Source organism: Aeromonas sp. CD (assembly GCF_033349375.1).
In the GTDB taxonomy this organism is placed as follows: Bacteria; Pseudomonadota; Gammaproteobacteria; order Enterobacterales; family Aeromonadaceae; genus Aeromonas; species Aeromonas hydrophila.
In genome coordinates this window covers 1,619,689-1,636,477 of sequence record NZ_CP137631.1, presented here as the reverse complement: position 1 = coordinate 1,636,477, position 16,789 = coordinate 1,619,689, and the positions used below count along the sequence as shown (strand labels likewise).

The 16,789-nt window shown below is 64.1% G+C and carries 19 protein-coding genes; 14 read left to right on the top strand and 5 right to left on the bottom strand.

Annotated features, from left to right (window positions below):
* The first annotated feature begins 9 nt into the window (after positions 1 to 9).
* The 7 genes from R2E40_RS07620 (at position 10) to mltB (ending at position 8,103) form a co-directional block, all read left to right on the top strand.
* Positions 10 to 591 (top strand): carboxymuconolactone decarboxylase family protein, encoded by a 582-nt coding sequence (locus tag R2E40_RS07620; protein ID WP_318165145.1) that lies wholly within the window; start codon positions 10 to 12, stop codon positions 589 to 591.
* Complete coding sequence (locus R2E40_RS07615) at positions 591 to 2,744, top strand: FAD-dependent oxidoreductase (protein WP_318165144.1); 2,154 nt, start codon at positions 591 to 593, stop codon at positions 2,742 to 2,744. The genes R2E40_RS07620 and R2E40_RS07615 overlap by 1 nt, the downstream gene beginning before the upstream one ends.
* A gap of 20 nt (positions 2,745 to 2,764) precedes the next feature.
* Entirely contained in the window at positions 2,765 to 3,949 is a 1,185-nt protein-coding gene (locus tag R2E40_RS07610; RefSeq protein ID WP_318165143.1) for an ABC transporter substrate-binding protein, read from the top strand.
* Positions 3,949 to 5,625 carry an ABC transporter permease gene (locus R2E40_RS07605; RefSeq protein ID WP_318165142.1) on the top strand — a complete coding sequence of 559 codons (1,677 nt, stop codon included), beginning with the start codon at positions 3,949 to 3,951 and terminating at the stop codon, positions 5,623 to 5,625. The genes R2E40_RS07610 and R2E40_RS07605 overlap by 1 nt, the downstream gene beginning before the upstream one ends.
* 23 nt (positions 5,626 to 5,648) lie before the next feature.
* Complete coding sequence (locus R2E40_RS07600; RefSeq protein WP_318165141.1) at positions 5,649 to 6,287, top strand: ATP-binding cassette domain-containing protein; 639 nt, start codon at positions 5,649 to 5,651, stop codon at positions 6,285 to 6,287.
* Between the two features lie 14 nt (positions 6,288 to 6,301).
* A complete protein-coding gene (locus tag R2E40_RS07595) occupies positions 6,302 to 6,904 on the top strand; it encodes a CDP-alcohol phosphatidyltransferase family protein (RefSeq protein WP_318165140.1) in 603 nt (200 codons plus the stop codon).
* 95 nt (positions 6,905 to 6,999) lie between these two features.
* Positions 7,000 to 8,103 (top strand): lytic murein transglycosylase B, encoded by a 1,104-nt coding sequence (gene mltB / locus R2E40_RS07590; RefSeq protein ID WP_011705439.1) that lies wholly within the window; start codon positions 7,000 to 7,002, stop codon positions 8,101 to 8,103.
* A gap of 77 nt (positions 8,104 to 8,180) precedes the next feature.
* Here the strand turns inward: mltB and R2E40_RS07585 are convergent, their stop codons facing one another.
* Positions 8,181 to 8,846 carry a peroxiredoxin-like family protein gene (locus R2E40_RS07585; protein WP_318165541.1) on the bottom strand — a complete coding sequence of 222 codons (666 nt, stop codon included), beginning with the start codon at positions 8,844 to 8,846 and terminating at the stop codon, positions 8,181 to 8,183.
* A gap of 112 nt (positions 8,847 to 8,958) precedes the next feature.
* Here R2E40_RS07585 and R2E40_RS07580 point away from each other — a divergent pair, with 112 nt between their 5' ends.
* Positions 8,959 to 9,549: a TetR/AcrR family transcriptional regulator gene (locus R2E40_RS07580; RefSeq protein ID WP_318165139.1), complete on the top strand. Its 591-nt coding sequence runs from the start codon at positions 8,959 to 8,961 to the stop codon at positions 9,547 to 9,549.
* A 24-nt stretch (positions 9,550 to 9,573) separates the two neighbouring features.
* Here the strand turns inward: R2E40_RS07580 and R2E40_RS07575 are convergent, their stop codons facing one another.
* A complete protein-coding gene (locus tag R2E40_RS07575; RefSeq protein WP_011705436.1) occupies positions 9,574 to 10,056 on the bottom strand; it encodes a MarR family winged helix-turn-helix transcriptional regulator in 483 nt (160 codons plus the stop codon).
* A 96-nt stretch (positions 10,057 to 10,152) separates the two neighbouring features.
* Here R2E40_RS07575 and R2E40_RS07570 point away from each other — a divergent pair, with 96 nt between their 5' ends.
* Complete coding sequence (locus R2E40_RS07570; protein ID WP_318165138.1) at positions 10,153 to 11,034, top strand: DMT family transporter; 882 nt, start codon at positions 10,153 to 10,155, stop codon at positions 11,032 to 11,034.
* An 84-nt stretch (positions 11,035 to 11,118) separates the two neighbouring features.
* Here R2E40_RS07570 and pgm read toward each other — a convergent pair whose 3' ends face one another.
* Together pgm and seqA are read right to left on the bottom strand one after the other, a co-directional pair.
* Positions 11,119 to 12,768 (bottom strand): phosphoglucomutase (alpha-D-glucose-1,6-bisphosphate-dependent), encoded by a 1,650-nt coding sequence (gene pgm, locus R2E40_RS07565; protein WP_318165137.1) that lies wholly within the window; start codon positions 12,766 to 12,768, stop codon positions 11,119 to 11,121.
* A 57-nt stretch (positions 12,769 to 12,825) separates the two neighbouring features.
* Positions 12,826 to 13,335 carry a replication initiation negative regulator SeqA gene (gene seqA / locus R2E40_RS07560; protein WP_077095586.1) on the bottom strand — a complete coding sequence of 170 codons (510 nt, stop codon included), beginning with the start codon at positions 13,333 to 13,335 and terminating at the stop codon, positions 12,826 to 12,828.
* A gap of 292 nt (positions 13,336 to 13,627) precedes the next feature.
* Here seqA and R2E40_RS07555 point away from each other — a divergent pair, with 292 nt between their 5' ends.
* The 4 genes from R2E40_RS07555 to fldA are packed head-to-tail and all read left to right on the top strand — an operon-like array spanning position 13,628 to position 15,550.
* On the top strand, positions 13,628 to 14,392 hold the full coding sequence (locus tag R2E40_RS07555) for an alpha/beta fold hydrolase (RefSeq protein ID WP_318165540.1): 765 nt from the start codon (positions 13,628 to 13,630) through the stop codon (positions 14,390 to 14,392).
* A 55-nt stretch (positions 14,393 to 14,447) separates the two neighbouring features.
* Entirely contained in the window at positions 14,448 to 14,669 is a 222-nt protein-coding gene (locus R2E40_RS07550; RefSeq protein WP_011705431.1) for a DUF2788 domain-containing protein, read from the top strand.
* A gap of 20 nt (positions 14,670 to 14,689) precedes the next feature.
* Positions 14,690 to 14,986 (top strand): LexA regulated protein, encoded by a 297-nt coding sequence (gene ybfE, locus R2E40_RS07545; RefSeq protein ID WP_011705430.1) that lies wholly within the window; start codon positions 14,690 to 14,692, stop codon positions 14,984 to 14,986.
* 39 nt (positions 14,987 to 15,025) lie between these two features.
* Positions 15,026 to 15,550 carry a flavodoxin FldA gene (fldA, locus tag R2E40_RS07540; protein ID WP_011705429.1) on the top strand — a complete coding sequence of 175 codons (525 nt, stop codon included), beginning with the start codon at positions 15,026 to 15,028 and terminating at the stop codon, positions 15,548 to 15,550.
* Between the two features lie 60 nt (positions 15,551 to 15,610).
* On the opposite strand, the gene R2E40_RS07535 is transcribed toward fldA, so the two are convergent.
* Positions 15,611 to 16,093 (bottom strand): DUF4442 domain-containing protein, encoded by a 483-nt coding sequence (locus R2E40_RS07535; protein WP_024943809.1) that lies wholly within the window; start codon positions 16,091 to 16,093, stop codon positions 15,611 to 15,613.
* Positions 16,094 to 16,337: 244 nt separating this feature from the next.
* Here R2E40_RS07535 and fur point away from each other — a divergent pair, with 244 nt between their 5' ends.
* On the top strand, positions 16,338 to 16,766 hold the full coding sequence (gene fur / locus R2E40_RS07530; RefSeq protein WP_011705427.1) for a ferric iron uptake transcriptional regulator: 429 nt from the start codon (positions 16,338 to 16,340) through the stop codon (positions 16,764 to 16,766).
* Positions 16,767 to 16,789: the final 23 nt, after the last annotated feature.

The following is a 16,789-nucleotide window of genomic DNA, read 5'->3' as shown; positions in this document are numbered from 1 at the left end:
AGGTCATCCATGCGCGTCGAGGTCAAGCCCGATCGGGAATATGCCTGGTTCATCCGCCCCTTTTTCTGGCTGCAACAGCGCAACTACGGTCAGGTGCTCATTCCGGGCAAGTGCTGGGGCCGCTCGCCGCGCCTGTTTGCCGCCGTCGCCACCCTCTATGGCGTCATCAACCGCAAGCGCTCCCCCATCGACCCCGTGCTGCGCTCCCTGGTGACGGTGCGGGTCTCCCAGCTCAACTGGTGCCGCTTTTGCGTCGACATCAACGCCATGACTCTGGTAAAGAGAGCCGGCTCCAGCGAGAAGGTGGAGGCGCTCGCCAACTGGCGCGAAAGCCCACTGTTCGATGAGAAGGAGAAAGCGGTGCTCGACTACACAGAGGCGATGACCGGCCTCGATGGAGTCAGCGATGAGCAGGCCGCCCGCCTCAAGCCCTGGTTCGACGACGATGCCATGGTCGAGCTCACCGGCCTCATCGCCTTCCAGAACATGTCGGCCAAGTTCAACGCCGCCCTCGATATCGCCCCGCAGGGCTTCTGCCAACTGCCGGTGCAGCCCGAGCGGCCAACCCAACCGGATAACAAGGACGCCTGATGAGCGGCTCCCGCCTGCTGCTGGTGCTGGTGATGGGCTGCCTCATCGGCGCCTTTTTCGCCTTCGACCTTGGTCACTACCTGAGCCTGCCCCAGCTGCAGGCCCGTCAGGCCGAGCTGGCCGCCCTGGTCGACCGCCATTTCGTCAGCGCCGCCCTGCTGTTCGTCGCCGTCTACGTGGTGAGCACCGCCCTCTCCCTGCCCGGCGCCAGCCTGCTCACCCTGGCAGGCAGCGCCGTGTTCGGCGTTGCCTGGGGACTGCTGCTGGTCTCCTTTGCCAGCAGCATTGGCGCGACCCTGGCCTTTCTCAGCGCCCGCTTTCTGCTGCGCGACGGGGTCGAGCGGCGCTTTGGCGACAAGCTGGCCAGCTTGCAGGCCGGCATGAAGAAAGAGGGGGCGCTTTATCTGCTGAGCCTGCGCCTCATCCCCATCTTCCCCTTCTTTCTGGTCAACCTGCTGATGGGGCTCACTCCTATCAGAGTCAGCACCTACTACTGGGTGAGCCAGCTTGGCATGCTGCCCGGCACCTTCGTCTACGTGCTGGCGGGCAGCGAGCTCGCCAACCTCACCAGCACCGGCAATATCCTCTCCCCCGGTCTGATGGTGGCGCTGACCCTGCTCGGGCTGATGCCGATGCTGCTCAAGGGTTTGCAGCGGCGCCTCGCCCTACATCGGCTGCACGCCCCCTACCGCAAGCCAAAACACTATGACTACAACCTGCTGGTGATTGGTGCCGGGGCCGGCGGCCTCGTGACCAGCTATATCGCTGCGGCGGTGAAGGCCAAGGTAGCGCTCATCGAGAAGCACAAGATGGGGGGCGATTGCCTCAACAGCGGCTGCGTCCCCTCCAAGGCGCTGATCCGAAGCGCCCGCTTTGCCGCCGAGCAGCGTCGGGCCAGTGAACTCGGCTTTGGCCCAAGCCAGACCTGCGCCGATTTCGCCGCCGTGATGGAGCGGGTCGCCCGCGTCATCAAGGAGGTCGAACCCCACGACTCCATCGAGCGCTATCAGGGGCTGGGGGTGGAATGTATCGAAGGGGAGGCGCGGCTGGTCTCCCCCTGGGAGGTGGAGGTGAACGGCCAGCGCCTTGCCAGCCGCCATATCGTGCTCGCCACCGGCGCCCGGCCGCTGGTGCCCACGCTGCCGGGCCTTGAGCAGGTGCCTTGGCTCACCTCCGACACCCTCTGGCAACTGCGCACCGCGCCGCGCCAGCTGCTGGTATTGGGCGGCGGCCCCATCGGCTGCGAGCTGGCCCAGAGTTTCGCCCTGCTTGGGGTGCCCGTTACCCTGGTGGAGCTCTCGGATCAGCTGCTGCCCCGTGAAGAGCGGGAAGTGGCCGAGCTGCTGGCGGAACAGCTGGCCCGCGATGGCGTGCGGGTGCTCACCGGCTGGTGCGCCGAGCGAGCCGACTATCTGCCTGCGGCTGAGGAACATCTGCCCATCCGGCTGCAACTGTGCCGGGGCGACGAGACGCAAATCATTGCAGGGGATCAACTGCTGCTGGCGCTGGGCCGGGTCGCCAACGTCAGCGGCTTCGGACTCGAAGCGCTGGGGGTGGAGCTGACGCCGCGCGGCACTGTGGCGGTCGATGGCTTCCTCGCTACCAACTACCCCAGCATTCTGGCGGTGGGGGACGTAGCGGGCCCTTACCAGCTCACCCATGCCGCCGCCCATCAGGGCTGGTACGCCGCAATCAATGCCCTGTTCAGCCCGTTCAAGCGCTTTCGGGCCGACTATCGGGTCATGCCGGCCGCCATCTACACCACGCCAGAAATCGCCCGGGTCGGCCTCAATCAGAAAGAGGCCAGGGCGCATGGCATCCCCTTCGAGCTGACCCGCTTCGAGCTGGCCGAGCTGGACAGGGCCATCGCCGACGGTGAGCGTCAGGGCTTTATCGAGGTGCTCACCGTGCCCGGCAAGGATCAGATCCTGGGAGCCACCCTGGTGGGCACTCACGCAGGCGAGCGGATCGCCGAATTCGTGCTCGCCATGCGCCACCGACTGGGGCTTGGCAAGATCCTCGCCACCATTCACGCCTACCCCACCCTGATGGAGGGGAACAAGTATCTGGCGGGCGAGTGGCGACGGGCCCGTCAGCCCGCTACCCTGCTGGCGCTGCTGACCCGTTATCACCGCTGGCGCCGCGGCGCCTGACCCAACTCCAGGTAACCCAGATGCGACACTCATTGCCCTCGTTCAAACAACTGTTGCGCACCCTGCCTCTGCTGGCAGGCAGCCTTCTCTTCACCCAGTCCTACGCCGCCGACAACCCGCAGTGGCAGCAGACCCTCGAGGAGGCCAAGGGGCAGACCGTCTACTTCAACGCCTGGGGCGGCAGCCCGGAGATCAACGCCTATCTGGTGTGGGCCGGCCAGGAGCTGGCGCGCGAATACCAGGTCAAACTGGTGCAGGTGAAGGTGGACGACATCGCCCAGAGCGTCAGCCAGCTGCTGGCCAACAAGCAGGCGGGCAAGCGCAGTGGCGGCCCCATCGACCTGCTCTGGGTCAACGGCGAGAACTTCAAGGCGCTCAAGGAGCAGGGGCTGCTCGGCGCCCCCTTTACCCGTGAGCTGCCCAACATGGCACTGGTAGACAACAGCCTGCCGGTGAGTGAGGACTTCACCGTGCCGGTGGAGGGACTGGAAGCCCCCTGGGGCATCGGCCAGCTCAACCTGATGGTCAACGGCGAAGAGGTCAAACAGTTGCCCACCTCGGCGGCGGCCCTGCTCGCCTGGACCAAGGCCCACCCCGGCCGCTTCACCTATCCCAAGCCGCCCCAGTTTCACGGCTCCAGCTTCCTCAAGCAGATCTTGCTGGAGCTGACGCCGGACCCCGCCCCCCTCTATCGGGAGGCGACCGAGAGCGATTTTGCCAGGGTTACCGCCCCGCTCTGGGCCTGGCTGGATGAGTTGCACCCGATGCTCTGGCGCAAGGGCAAACTGTTTCCGGCCAGCGCTGCCGAAACCCGCCAGCTGCTCGATGATGGCGAGCTGGCGATGGCCATCAGCTTCAACCCGCAAGAGGCGCAGAGCGCGGTGCAAAACGGCACCCTGCCCCCCAGCGTGATGGCGGTGGCCATGGCGAAAGGGGCGCTCACCAACAGCCACTTCCTCGCCATCCCCTTCAACGCCAACGCCCGCGCCGGCGCCAAGGTAGTGGCCAACTTCCTGCTGAGCCCCGCCGCCCAGGCGCGCAAGGCCGAGCCCGCCTTCTGGGGCGATCCCAGCGTACTGCGGGCCGATGCCCTGCCCGCCACCCAGCCGCCGGTGCCGGCGCTGCGCTTCAAATCGGTGGCCGAACCTCACCCCAGCTGGCAGCTCAGGCTCGAAGCGGCCTGGGCCGAGCGCTACGGCCACTGATGAGCCGGTTTGGCTACGATTCCCTCGGTTGGCGCCCCCTGTTCACCGCCGGGTGCGCCCTGGTTTTTGGCCTTCCGCTGCTGGCGGGGGGCTGGCTGCTGCTGGCTGAGGGATTGACCCGACCCCATCTGCAATTGCTGCTGGCCCAACCGGGCCTGTGGCACTCGGCACTGCTGAGCCTGTGGATTGGCGCCACCTCGACCCTGACCAGCCTGCTGCTGACCGCCCTGCTGCTGGCCCACAGTGACAGCCGGGCCTTCTGCTGGCTGCGCCGGTTGCTCTCGCCCTTGCTGGCGCTGCCCCACGTGGCCTTTGCCATCGGCTTTGCCTTTCTGCTCGCCCCCTCCGGCTGGTTGCTGCGCCTGCTCTCGCCGACCCTCACCGGATTTGAACTGCCCCCCGACTGGCAGACCCTGCGCGATCCCGCCGGACTTGGGCTCATTCTCGCCTTGACCCTCAAGGAGACCCCCTTCCTGCTGCTGATGACGCTCGGTGCGCAAGACCCCGCCAGGGTGGCGCGCCAGCAGTGGTTGGGGGCCTGCCTTGGCTTTAGCGCCCCCCAGATCTGGTGGCGCCTGCTGCTGCCGGCGCTGTGGCCCGCCCTGCGCCTGCCCCTCTATGCGGTGGCCGCCTACGGGGTGGCGGTGGTGGATCTGGCCCAACTGCTCGGACCCGATGCCCCCGCCCCGCTGGCCGTCCGCCTGTGGCTCTGGTATCAGGACCCGGATCTGGTCTGGCGCGGCGCCACCGCCAGCGGCGCCCTGCTGCTGCTCGCCATCACAGGGCTGCTGCTGGCCCTGTTGCGGCTGCTGGAGCTGGCCCATCGAGCCCTTGGCAAACCCGGCTGGCTCGATGGCCGGCGAGCAAACCCAAGCGCTCTTGGCCGCACCCTTGCCACCGGCAGCGTGGCGACCCTGATCGTCCTCAATCTGGCGGTGCTGGGGGCCTTGCTGCTCTGGTCACTGGCCCGGCGCTGGCCCTTTCCCGCCCTCTGGCCGAGCCAGTGGAGCGGCCGCTATTGGCTCGAACTGCTGCCGACCCTGTCGCCGCTGCTGACCACCAGCATGCTGCTGGCGCTGGCGAGCGGGGCGATAGCGCTGGGGATGGCGGTGCTGAGTCTGGAGGCGCAGGTCGGCCGCCGCCCCTGGCCGCTCTGGCTCATCAGCCTGCCACTGCTGCTGCCGCAGGCCAGCCTGCTGTTTGGCATTCGCCTCGGGGTGGACTGGCTCAGCCTCCGGTGGGGGGGCGATGGCATCGGCTGGGGCTGGGTGCTCTGGAGCCAACTGCTGTTTGTCTTCCCCTACGTTTATTTGTGCCTGCACGGCCCCTATCGCCAGTTCGACGCGCGGATCACCCAGAGTGCCCTGCTGCTGGGGGCAACCCCGTGGCGAGCCTGGTGGCAGGTGAAAGGACCGCTGCTGGCCCGTCCGCTGCTGTTTGCCTTCGGCGTCGGGGCCGCGGTGAGCCTGGCCCAATACCTGCCGACCCTGCTGTTTGGCGCCGGCCGGGTGGTCACCATCACCACCGAGGCGGTGGCCATCGGCAGCGGCCTCAACCGGCGGCTGGCGGGCCTCTACGGCCTGCTGCAACTCTTGTTGCCGCTCGTTATCTATCTGCTGGCGCTCTGGCTGCCGGCCCGACTCAACCCGGCGCTCAAGGGGGGCGGCTCACGATGAACTCTCATGATGGAAATAGCCATATGCTGAGCACTACGCCCCTTCGCCTCTATCTGGAGGAAAACTTGCTGCTCTCGCTGCCCGCCCTGCAGGTGGCACCGGGCGAGGTATTGACCCTGATGGGCCCCAGTGGCTGTGGCAAGAGCTCGCTGTTGGCGGCGCTGGCGGGGGTGCTGCCCGCAAGCGGCCCGCTTAGGCTGGAGGGGGACGTGGCTCTCGGCGCACGGCGGCTCACCCAGCTACCGCCCCAGGCGCGCCGCATCGGCATGCTGTTTCAGGATGATCTGTTGTTCGCCCATCTGACGGTGGCCGAGAACCTGATGTTCGGCATGCCGGCCAGCGTGAAAGGGCATCGGGCGAGGCGGGAAAAGGCGGTGGCGGCGCTGGCGCAGGTGGATCTGACCAGTCAGGCGGACAAGCTGCCGGGGGCGCTCTCCGGCGGCCAGAAGGCCCGCGTCAGTCTGCTGCGGGCCCTCTTGGCCGAGCCCGAGGCATTGTTGTTGGACGAGCCCTTCTCCCGCCTCGACAAGCCGCTGCGGGCCGCCTTTCGCGAACTGGTGTTCGCGCAGATCAAGGCACTGGCCATCCCCGCCATTCTGGTGACCCACGACGAAGACGACGCGCCGGGCACCATACTCCAGCTCACCGAATCCCGTTTTTGACCGAGGAGTTCACCTTGTTTGACCGCCACCTGATCCCCGTTATCCGCAGCCCCCTCACCCGGCTCGCCAGACCGCTCTGCCGCGCCGGGATCAGCGCCAATCAGATAAGCCTCACCGGCTTTGCCATCGGCATGCTGGCGCTGCCGCTGCTGGCCTTTGGCTGCTATCAGTGGGCGCTGGCGGCCATCCTGTTCAACCGGCTGCTGGATGGGCTCGACGGCGCCGTGGCGCGGGAAACCGGCATCACCGACTGCGGCGGCTTTCTCGACATCACGCTCGACTTTATCTTCTACGCCGCCGTGGTGCTGGGCTTTGCCCTCGCCGTCCCCGCCAATGCGCTGCCCGCCGCTACCCTGCTGTTTGCCTTCATGGGCACCGGCTCGAGCTTTCTGGCGTTTGCCATCATGGCGGGCAAGCGGGGCATCGACAATCCGGTCTACCACCACAAGTCCCTCTACTATCTGGGCGGCCTCACCGAGGGGAGCGAGACCATCGCCCTGTTCGTGCTGATGTGCCTGTGGCCCGCCGCCTTCGCCCCGCTCGCCTACGGCTTTGCCCTGCTCTGCGCCATCACCACCCTGACCCGGCTCTGGAGCGGTTACCACACCCTGCGCTGAGGCAGGGCGGCGGGAAGGGCCCGCTACGGAACACTTGCGCATGGACGACAATGTTTTACCATGGCGGCACTCTTTTTCAGGCTCATGAGAACCTTATGCGTCGCCTTGTCTCCGTGCTCACCCTCTCCCTGTTTCCCATGCTCTATGGCTGCAGCAGCACGCCGGCTGCCAAGCCCGTGGTCAAGCCCCAGCCCAACAGCGCCTTCATCAACCAGACGCCGCCGAGCAAACCCTTCTACGGGCAGGTGAGCCAGCCGGGTGTCAGCAAGGGGGACTTCGCCAATCGCGCCAACGTGGACAACTTCGTACAGCGGATGGTGCAAAAGCACGGCTTCGACGGCGCCGAGCTGCACCGGGTGCTGGCCCAGGCCGAGCGCTATGACTGGATCATCCGCCTGATGGATGCCCAGGCCCCCACCACCACGCCCCCCACCGGCCCGACCGGCGCCTGGAATCGCTACCGCGCCAAGTTCATCACCCCGGACAACGTACAGAACGGCGTCAGCTTCTGGCGTGAGTACGAGAACGAGCTCAACCGTGCCCAGCAGGTGTATGGGGTGCCGCCGGAGATCATCGTCGGCATCATCGGCGTGGAGACCCGCTGGGGCCGGGTGATGGGCAAGACCCGCATCCTGGACGCGTTGGCGACCCTGGCGTTCGACTACCCGCGCCGGGCCGAGTTCTTCACCAGCGAGCTGGAATCCTTCCTGGTGATGACCCGCGACGAGGGGATGGATCCCACCGAACCCAAGGGCTCCTACGCCGGCGCCATGGGTTACGGCCAGTTCATGCCCTCCAGCTTCCAGCGCTACGCGGTGGACTTCAACGGCAACGGCCACACCAACCTGTGGGATCCGGTGGATGCCATCGGCAGCGTGGCCAACTACTTCAAGGCCCACGGCTGGGAGAAAGGGCAACCGGTGGCGGTGCGCGGTCAGGGCCAGCTGCCCGGCTACGAGCACGGTTTCCAGACCCGCTACCCGGTCGCCTCCCTGCGCCGCGCCGGGCTGACCCCCACCAGCACCCTCGGCAACCACAGCGAGGCGAGCCTGCTGCGCCTGGATGTGGGCACCGGCTATCAGTACTGGTACGGCCTGCCCAACTTCTACACCATCACCCGCTACAACCACAGCACCCACTACGCCATGGCGGTGTGGCAGCTGGGATTGGCAGTGAAGGATGCCCGCGGCGGTTACTGAGCCGGCCGGATAAAAAAGGCGGCCCTCGGGGCCGCCTCGCCAACCATCCACACTGCGCCTTCGGGCGCAGTGTGCGTTTACAGCGCCCCCGCCTTCGCCAGACGATCCAGCTCGGCAAGCAGGGCGGCCGGCTCGACCCGACGGGTGTAATCGGCGTTGATGAAGTGGTAGAGCACGGTGCGGTCCTGGCCGATGATGTAGCTGGCCGGCACCGGCAGAGTAAAACTCTCGTCGCCGTTGCTCGCCGGGATGTCGATGCCAAAGCCGGCATAGATGGGCCTGAGCGCCTCCGGCAGTTCGAACACCAGCCCCAGCGCTGCCGAGACCCGGTTGCCCTCGTCACTCAGCACGGTGATCGCCAGCCCGTTGGCGGTGAGGGTATCCTGCGCCGAACTGGGGGTTTCCGGCGTCATGCCGATGAGGTTCACGCCGCGCTCGCGCAGCGCCGGCAACACGGCGTTGAGCGCCTGCATCTCCATGTTGCAGTAGGGGCACCAGCCACCGCGATAGACGTTGAGCAGCACAGGCCCCTCCGCCAGATAGTGGGAGAGCGGGCGCACCACCCCGTGCTGATCCGGCAGGGCGAAGTCGGGCATCCGCTCTCCGCGCCCCAGCGCAGCCTGCTCCAGCCCGCTTTTCTGCAGGCTGCGGGTCGCCTCCTCCATCAGGGCCAGTACCGGGGCCGGTACCTGGCGCTGCTTCTGCTCATCGTACGCTTTGATTTTTTGCTCGAGTGTGTGCATCATGACCATCCTTTTTGTAGTGGTCGCTACAATATCAGGCGGACCAAGCTCCATGGTCAAGTTGTTTTTTAGCGATCACTCCAAAATAACGTTTCACAAGGCAGGAATCGAGATGGCAAGACCCGCATCATTTGACAGAGAACAGGTACTGGAAATCGCCCTCAACGCCTTCTGGGATACCGGCTTCAGCAACACCGGCATTGCCGCGCTGGTCGAACGGATGGGACTCAAGCCCAGCAGCCTGTACGGCGCCTTCAGCTCCAAGGAGGGGTTGTTCATGGAGGTGCTGCAGCGCTATTCGGCGCAGAGCCTGGCGCAGATCGAGCAGATCCTGGGCTCGGCTGACTCCCCCCTGGCGGGCGTGCAGGCCCTGCTCGATGCTGTGGCCCGGGATGCCATCGCCAGCGAGGCACACCGTGGCTGCCTGCTGGTCAACACCTTGCTGGAGATCGGCCGCCACCACCCGCTCATTCAGGAGACCGCCAGCAGCCACCTCGCCGAGGTCGAGCTGCGGGTCAGTGCAGCCCTGCGCCAGCCGCAGGCGGCAGGGGAGCTGGCCGCCGGGCGCGACATCGACGCCACCGCCGCCTTGCTGATGACCATGGTGTGGGGATTGCGTGTGCTGGGCCGCACCCATCCGCCCGCAGCCAAGGTGAACGCAGTGCTGGCCCAGATGCAGGCCATCCTGTCTGCGGACGCATGACGACAGTTCACCCGGCTGCGGGGTTCACTCGTTTTCCAGCAGCCAGCGTTTGAGCAGGGCGGCCAGCTGTTCCTGCTCGGCCAGGGTCAATGGCGCCAGCAGACGCCGCTCGTTGGCCACGTGCCGCTCCACCGCCCGGTCAACCAACTCCCGTCCCGCGTCGGTCAAACAGACCAGCAGGCTGCGCCGATCGCTCGGGGCCGCCTGGCGTTCGATCAAGCCCCGCTCTGCCAGTTTGTCGAGGCGGGCGGTCATGGCCCCCGAGCTCAACATGGCGGATTGATAGAGCACGGTCGGGGTGAGCGGTTCGCCGGCCCGGCGCAGGGTCGCCAGAATGTCGAAGTCGCTGCCAAGCAGGCCGCACTCCTTGAGCTCCTCGCTCACCTCCCGTCCGGCGATCGCCGCCATTCGCGCCACCCGTCCCAGCACCCCCATGGGAGAGCAGTCGAGATCCGGTCGCTGCCGAGCCCACTGGGCCAGCAGCAGGTCTACATGATCTGATTCCATCTTCGGCCACTTATCTTTTTATCGAGATACTTGATGGTAAACCAATTTGAGGCTAATTTATCTTCACTTAAAGATACTTTATAAAGAGACAAGTTCATGCCCATGCTGATCGCCCTGCTGGCCCCCCTGCTCTGGGGCAGCACCTATGCCGTCGTCAGCCTCTCTCTGACCGACTACTCCCCCTACTGGGTGGCGGTGTGGCGGGCGTTGCCGGCCGGGTTGCTCCTGTTGCTGGTACGCCCGCGTCTGCCGCCCCTGCCCTGGGGCAAACAGTGTCTGCTGGCGTTTTGCAACATCGCCGCGTTTTTTGCTCTGTTGTTCGTGGCCGCCTTCCGGCTGCCAGGGGCCGTGGCGGGTACCCTGGGTGCCACTCTGCCGCTGATCCTGATGTTGCTGGCCTGGCTGCAGGATGGCGTCAGACCGTCCCTGAAATGGCTGCTGCTGGGCCTGATGGGGCTGGGTGGAGTCTTGCTGCTGCTCAACCCTTCCGCCAATCTGGATCCTGTCGGCGTCACCTGCGCCCTGCTGGCTACCCTGCTCATCGGCCAGTCGAGCCGCTGGATGCAGCGCTGGCCGGTCAGCGATCTGCTGGCGCTGACCGCCTGGCAGCTGCTGCTGGGCGGCCTGATGCTGATCCCGCTCGCCTGGTGGCTGGCCGGCCCCATGCCGCTGCCGCAGTCGGCAAGCGCTCCCGGCCTGCTCTGGCTGATCCTGCTCAACACGGCGCTGGCCTACTGGGCCTGGCTGTGGGGGCTAAAGCGCCACGGCCCGGAGGTGATGGGCATGCTGGCCCTCACCAACCCCATGGTGGCGGTCTCCTGCGGTGTGCTGATGGTGGGGGAAACGCTGGATGCTCGCCAATGGCTCGGCATCGGGGTGATCCTGCTCTCCCTGTTCCTGATGAAGCTGCCGGCCCGCCCCTTCTTCAAACGCTGGCAGGCCCGCCGGGCAAGCACCGGCCAGTGCGGCAGGCCGTGAGCACAACGCCTCCAACTCAAGCGCAATAAAAAAGAGGAGCCATCAAGGCTCCTCTTTCACATTCCGCGGGTGCTTGAGTCGAACTCAGACCCCGGCCTTGGCCAGGGCGGCGGAGACGATCTGCTGGGCTTCCTGCTGGATGAGGTCCAGGTGCGCCTCGCCCTTGAAGCTCTCCATGTAGATCTTGTAGATGGACTCGGTGCCGGAGGGGCGCGCCGCGAACCAGCCGTTCTCGGTCACCACCTTGAGGCCGCCGATGGCAGCATCGTTGCCCGGCGCCTTGGTCAGCTTGGCGATGATGGGCTCACCGGCCAGGGTGGAGGCTTCCACCAGCGCCGGATCCAGCTTGGAGAGCACCGCCTTCTGGGCGCTGTTGGCCGGGGCGTCGATGCGACGATAGCTGGAGCGGCCAAACTTGGCTTCCAGTGCGTCGTAGTGAGCCTGCGGATCCTTGCCGGTCACCGCCAGGATCTCGGCCGCCAGCAGCGCCAGAATGAAGCCATCCTTGTCGGTGGTCCAGACGGTGCCGTCTTTGCGCAGGAAGGAGGCGCCCGCGCTCTCCTCACCGCCAAAGCCGAACTCACCGCTGTAGAGGCCATCCACGAACCACTTGAAGCCGACCGGCACCTCTTTCAGGGTACGGCCAATCTCGCCGGCCACCCGGTCGATCATGGACGAGGAGACCAGCGTCTTGCCGACCGCAGACTCTTTGGACCAGCCGGTACGATGGGTAAACAGATACTGGATCGCTACCGCCAGATAGTGGTTCGGGTTCATCAGGCCCGACTTGGTGACGATGCCGTGACGGTCGTAGTCAGGGTCGTTGCCAAGGGCGATGTCGAACTTGTCCTTGAGGGCAATCAGGCTAGCCATGGCAAACGGGCTGGAGCAGTCCATCCGGATCTTGCCGTCTTTATCCAGGGTCATGAAGGAGAAGGTCGGGTCGACCTTGTAGTTCACCACCTCAATGTTCAGACCATAGGTCTTGGCGATGACGTCCCAGTAGGCGACGCCGGAGCCACCCAGCGGATCGACACCGATCTTGATGCCGGCCTGCTTGATGGCATCCATGTCCAGCACGTTCTTCAGGTCATCCACATAGGGAGTGACATAGTCGTACTCGACCACGAACGGGCTCTTGAGGGCCTCGGCGAACGGCATCCGTTTCACGCCGGCCAGACCCGCTTCCAGAATCGCGTTGGCGCGATCCTCCACCCACTTGGTGATCTCCCCCTCGGCGGGACCGCCGTGGGGCGGGTTGTACTTGAAGCCACCGTCTTCCGGCGGGTTGTGGGACGGGGTGATCACCACGCCGTCCGCCAAGGCCGCCGGTTTGCCCGCGTTGTGGCGCAGAATGGCGTGGGAGATGACCGGGGTCGGGGTGAAGCCGAGACCGGCCTGAATGCGGGTCTCGACGCCGTTGGCCGCCAACACTTCCACCGCGCTGGCAAAGGCGGATTCAGACAGGGCGTGGGTATCCATGCCGACAAACAGCGGGCCCGTGATGCCGGCCTGCTGGCGATACTCCACCAGCGCCTGGGTCACCGCCAGGATGTGGGATTCGGTGAAGGCGTTGTGCAGGGCGCTGCCGCGGTGGCCGGAGGTGCCGAAGGCAACCCGCTGCTCGGGGCGGCTCATGTCGGGCTTGTTGAGGTAGTAGGCGCTGACCAGACGGGGGATGTTGGTCAGGTCGCTCAAACGGGCCGGCTGACCGGCGTGGGAATGCTGTGCCATGGCGTTGTCCTTGCTTGATGGCGGCCTTGCCCGGCAAGGCCTGAGTCTGATGAAGCGTTAAATTGCGCCGCACACCCGGGCGATCACCTCGTCGCCATACCCCATGCTGGTCATCAGCTGGGCCACCATGTTCTGTTTGCGACTGGTATTGGTATTGGTGATCACCCAGAACGGGGTTTGTGGCACCGGCTTGGGCTTGGTGGTGCTGCCGCTGGCGCGCAGGGCATCGGGATCCCGCGAGAAATAGACGCGCTTGCGCCCCTTGATTTCGGTGGCCTGGGTAAACCCGACCGGGTCATCCCGGTAGAGGGTACTGAGCACCTGCATGAAGCGGTTGATGGACTTCTCTTCTTTTTGCAGCTCGCCAGAATCGAGCAGCGCCTCCAGCCCCATGGCATCGGCCACGGCGTGCGGCTGGGCCGTCGTCACCGGCTCGGCCACCGGCGCAGCCTGATTGGCGGGCTGTTCCAGCAGGCGGCGCAGGATATCGGAGGCACTCTCGCCGATGTGCCGGGTCTGGCTGGCGATATAGAAGTAGAGATCGTCATCAAGCTCGATGGTTTTCATAGGGATGCGCTGGACTCGTCGAAATTCGGATGCGGCGATTATACATAGGCAAACCCGGCAGCCCAAGCAAGGGGCGGACAGATGTGCATGAATCTCATCGAGAATACGGCATAATAGCGGGCCAAGTGTGTGATCCGTCGCACTGATAGCCGATCTGGCAGACTTTTTTTAGAAAAAAAACCACACTTTTTTGCTCCGCAATGAGTGAAATCCTTTTCTTTCCAGTGTGTTAAACCACAACGAGCAACGCACTCACGACCGACAAGGTGTCATTTTGCAACAAAACCCATTATTGAACTTCAAGGAGCAGGGTCAGGGCCAACCCGTCGTGCTGATCCACGGGCTGTTCGGCAGCCTGGACAACCTCGGCCTGCTGGCGCGCCCGCTGAGCGAACAATACCGGGTCATCAGCGTCGATCTGCGCAACCACGGCGCCTCCTTTCACTCCGACGAGATGAGCTACCCGGCCCAGGCCGCCGATCTGCTCGCCCTGCTGGATCGGCTCGGGCTTGAGCAGGTGGCCATCGTGGGTCACTCCATGGGGGGCAAGGTGGGCATGCAGCTGGCCAAGCTCGCGCCAACGCGCGTTGCCAAGCTGGTGGTGGCCGATATCGCGCCGGTCGCCTACCCCCACGCCCGCCACCAGAATGTGTTCGCCGGTCTCAACGCCACCCTCGAACAGGCTCCGCAAAGCCGCAGCGAGGCGGAAGCCATCCTGGCACAGCACATCGAGATCGCCGGCGTGCGCCAATTCCTGCTCAAGTCGTTTGCCAAAACCGGGCACGGCTGGGGCTGGCGTTTCAACGTCCCGGCCCTTGAGCGCAACTACGCCGACATCATGGGCTGGCCCGATGCACAGAGCCGTTTCGAGGGCCCAGCTCTCTTCATCAAGGGGGGGGATTCCGACTACATGCTGCCCGCGCATACCGAGACGGTGATGGCGCAATTCCCCGCCGCCAAGGCCCGGGTCATCGCCGGTACCGGTCACTGGCTGCACGCGGAAAAGCCGGTTTTGTTCAACAAACTGGTTGTGGATTTCCTGTCGACAGGCGGTTAACAGTTTCAAATCCTTTGTGATATAGTGCGCCCGTCATAAGGAGTGTGCGCAATCCATGCTAAGTGAACATATCGACCTGATCGAGAGTCTGGGCCTGAAGTTATTCTTTGTGGCCATTTTCGTATTGATTGGCCTGGCCATTCAGGACGTGCTCAAACGCGGCAACGTGCCCCGTTTCGGCCGACTCATCGTCTGGTTGGTACTCTTCCTGGGTTGTGCAGGTTTTGTCGCCAAGGGGCTGATCGAACTGGGCTGGGAAGGCTCAGGCATCGGCTAACTTATTTTCATCTGTGATGTATGGCCAAACAGCAAACTGATCGAACAACACTGGATCTGTTCGCAAATGAGAAGCGCCCCGGCAGGCCAAAGACCAACCCACTCCCCCGCGAGACCCAGCTCAAGATCAACAAGCGCAACCAGCTCAAGCGCGATCGGGAGAACGGTTTGAAGCGGGTAGAGTTAAAGGTGGAGGCCGAGTTGCTGGAACGCCTGAACCAACTTGCGTTACAACAGAACGTCAGCCGAGCCGAGCTGATCCAATCTATCCTGAAGCAACAGATTGAGTCTGCACATGCTGCAGGCATCACAATCTGACCGTTAAGCATTAACACCAGATACGGGTAACTAAACACTATGGCTAGTGTAGGTCTGTTTTTCGGCAGCGATACCGGTAATACCGAAGCTGTCGCCAAGATGATCCAGAAAGAACTGGGCAAACAACTGATTGAAGTCCGTGACATTGCCAAGAGCAGCAAGGCCGACATCGACAGCTTCGATCTGCTGATGTTCGGTATCCCGACTTGGTACTATGGCGAAGCCCAGGCCGACTGGGACGACTTCTTCCCCGAGCTGGAAGAAATCGACTTCACCAACAAGCTGGTCGCCATCTTCGGATGCGGCGATCAGGAAGACTATGCCGAGTACTTCCTCGACGCCATGGGCACCCTGCGTGACATCGTCGAAGCCAAAGGCGCCATCGTCATCGGCAACTGGCCAACCGCCGGCTACGAATTCGAAGCCTCCAAGGCACTGGTGGACGACAAGCACTTCGTGGGTCTGGGCATCGACGAAGATCGCCAGCCGGAGCTGACCGCCGAGCGCGTCAAGGGCTGGTGCAAGCAGCTGCACGAAGAGATGTGCCTGGCCGAGCTGGAGTGATCCAGGCTCGCCAGCCTCTCTGACAACAAGGGCCCCGCGGGGCCCTTGTTGTTTTCTGGCTCAGCCTCTTTCGCCACTCCGGTGCTCCGGTTTGGCCCGCACATAGAGGGTGCGCTTGACCTGGGCCACCAGCTCGCCGCTTTGATCCTGCACCGTCACCTCGAACTCGGGGAAGTGCTTGTCTCCCCCGTCGGTCGCCGCCACGATGGCGGCCAGCTTGCCGTCGGTCAGGTTGAATTCGGCCACCAGCTTGCCCTTGCCCGGCTTGATGTAGTTGATGCTGCCCGCCTTGTCCCAGACATAATAGCGGTTCTTGAAATAGCCCATCAGCATCAGCGGATAGATGGGATCGGTCATCGCAAACATGCTGCCACCAAACTGGGTGCGGTTGGCGTTCTTGTTCCACCAGCGGGACTTGAGGGTGACCCGGCAGAAGCGAAAATCATCGCTCAATGTCTCTATCTTGATGCCGGCGCCCCAGAAGGGGGGCCAGGCGTTGAGGGCGCGGCGCACCCAGGCCGCATTGTCAAAAAGCCAATCCATGGATCTCATCCGACCAGACAGTGAAGAGGGTTACATTTTATCAACATTCACCAAACGAGCAAGCCGTCACGAGAATCCGTCCAATTCCACCGGATGGCGCCATCTGCGCTAAAGCCCTTGAATTACTGGGTTTATTTTTAGGTGAGCTACGACCTATAATGACAGGCCAAGCGAGTTCGTGGTTGCCATTCCAGCGGCAGTCAATCAGAATAACCACACCTTCGAGAATGCGAATAAATAGAATATGGCAGACAACAACCAAGCGTTAAAAAAGGCCGGGCTCAAGATCACCTTGCCCCGTGTCAAAATCCTGGAAATCCTGCAACAGCCGGACTGCCAGCACACCAGTGCGGAAGATCTGTACAAACGACTGATCGACCAGGGTGAAGAGATTGGTCTCGCTACCGTATATCGCGTTCTCAACCAGTTTGATGATGCCGGTATTGTTACCCGTCACCACTTCGAAGGGGGCAAGTCGGTGTTCGAACTGGCCACCCAGGAACACCACGACCACCTGGTCTGCCTCGACTGCGGCAAGGTGATCGAGTTCTCCGATGAGGTGATCGAGCAGCGCCAGCGCGATATCGCCCAGCAGCACAACATCCGGCTGACCAATCACAGCCTCTATCTGTACGGCCACTGCGCCGCCGGCGAGTGCAAGCACGAAGATTGACCCGCCCGACAGAGACAATAAAA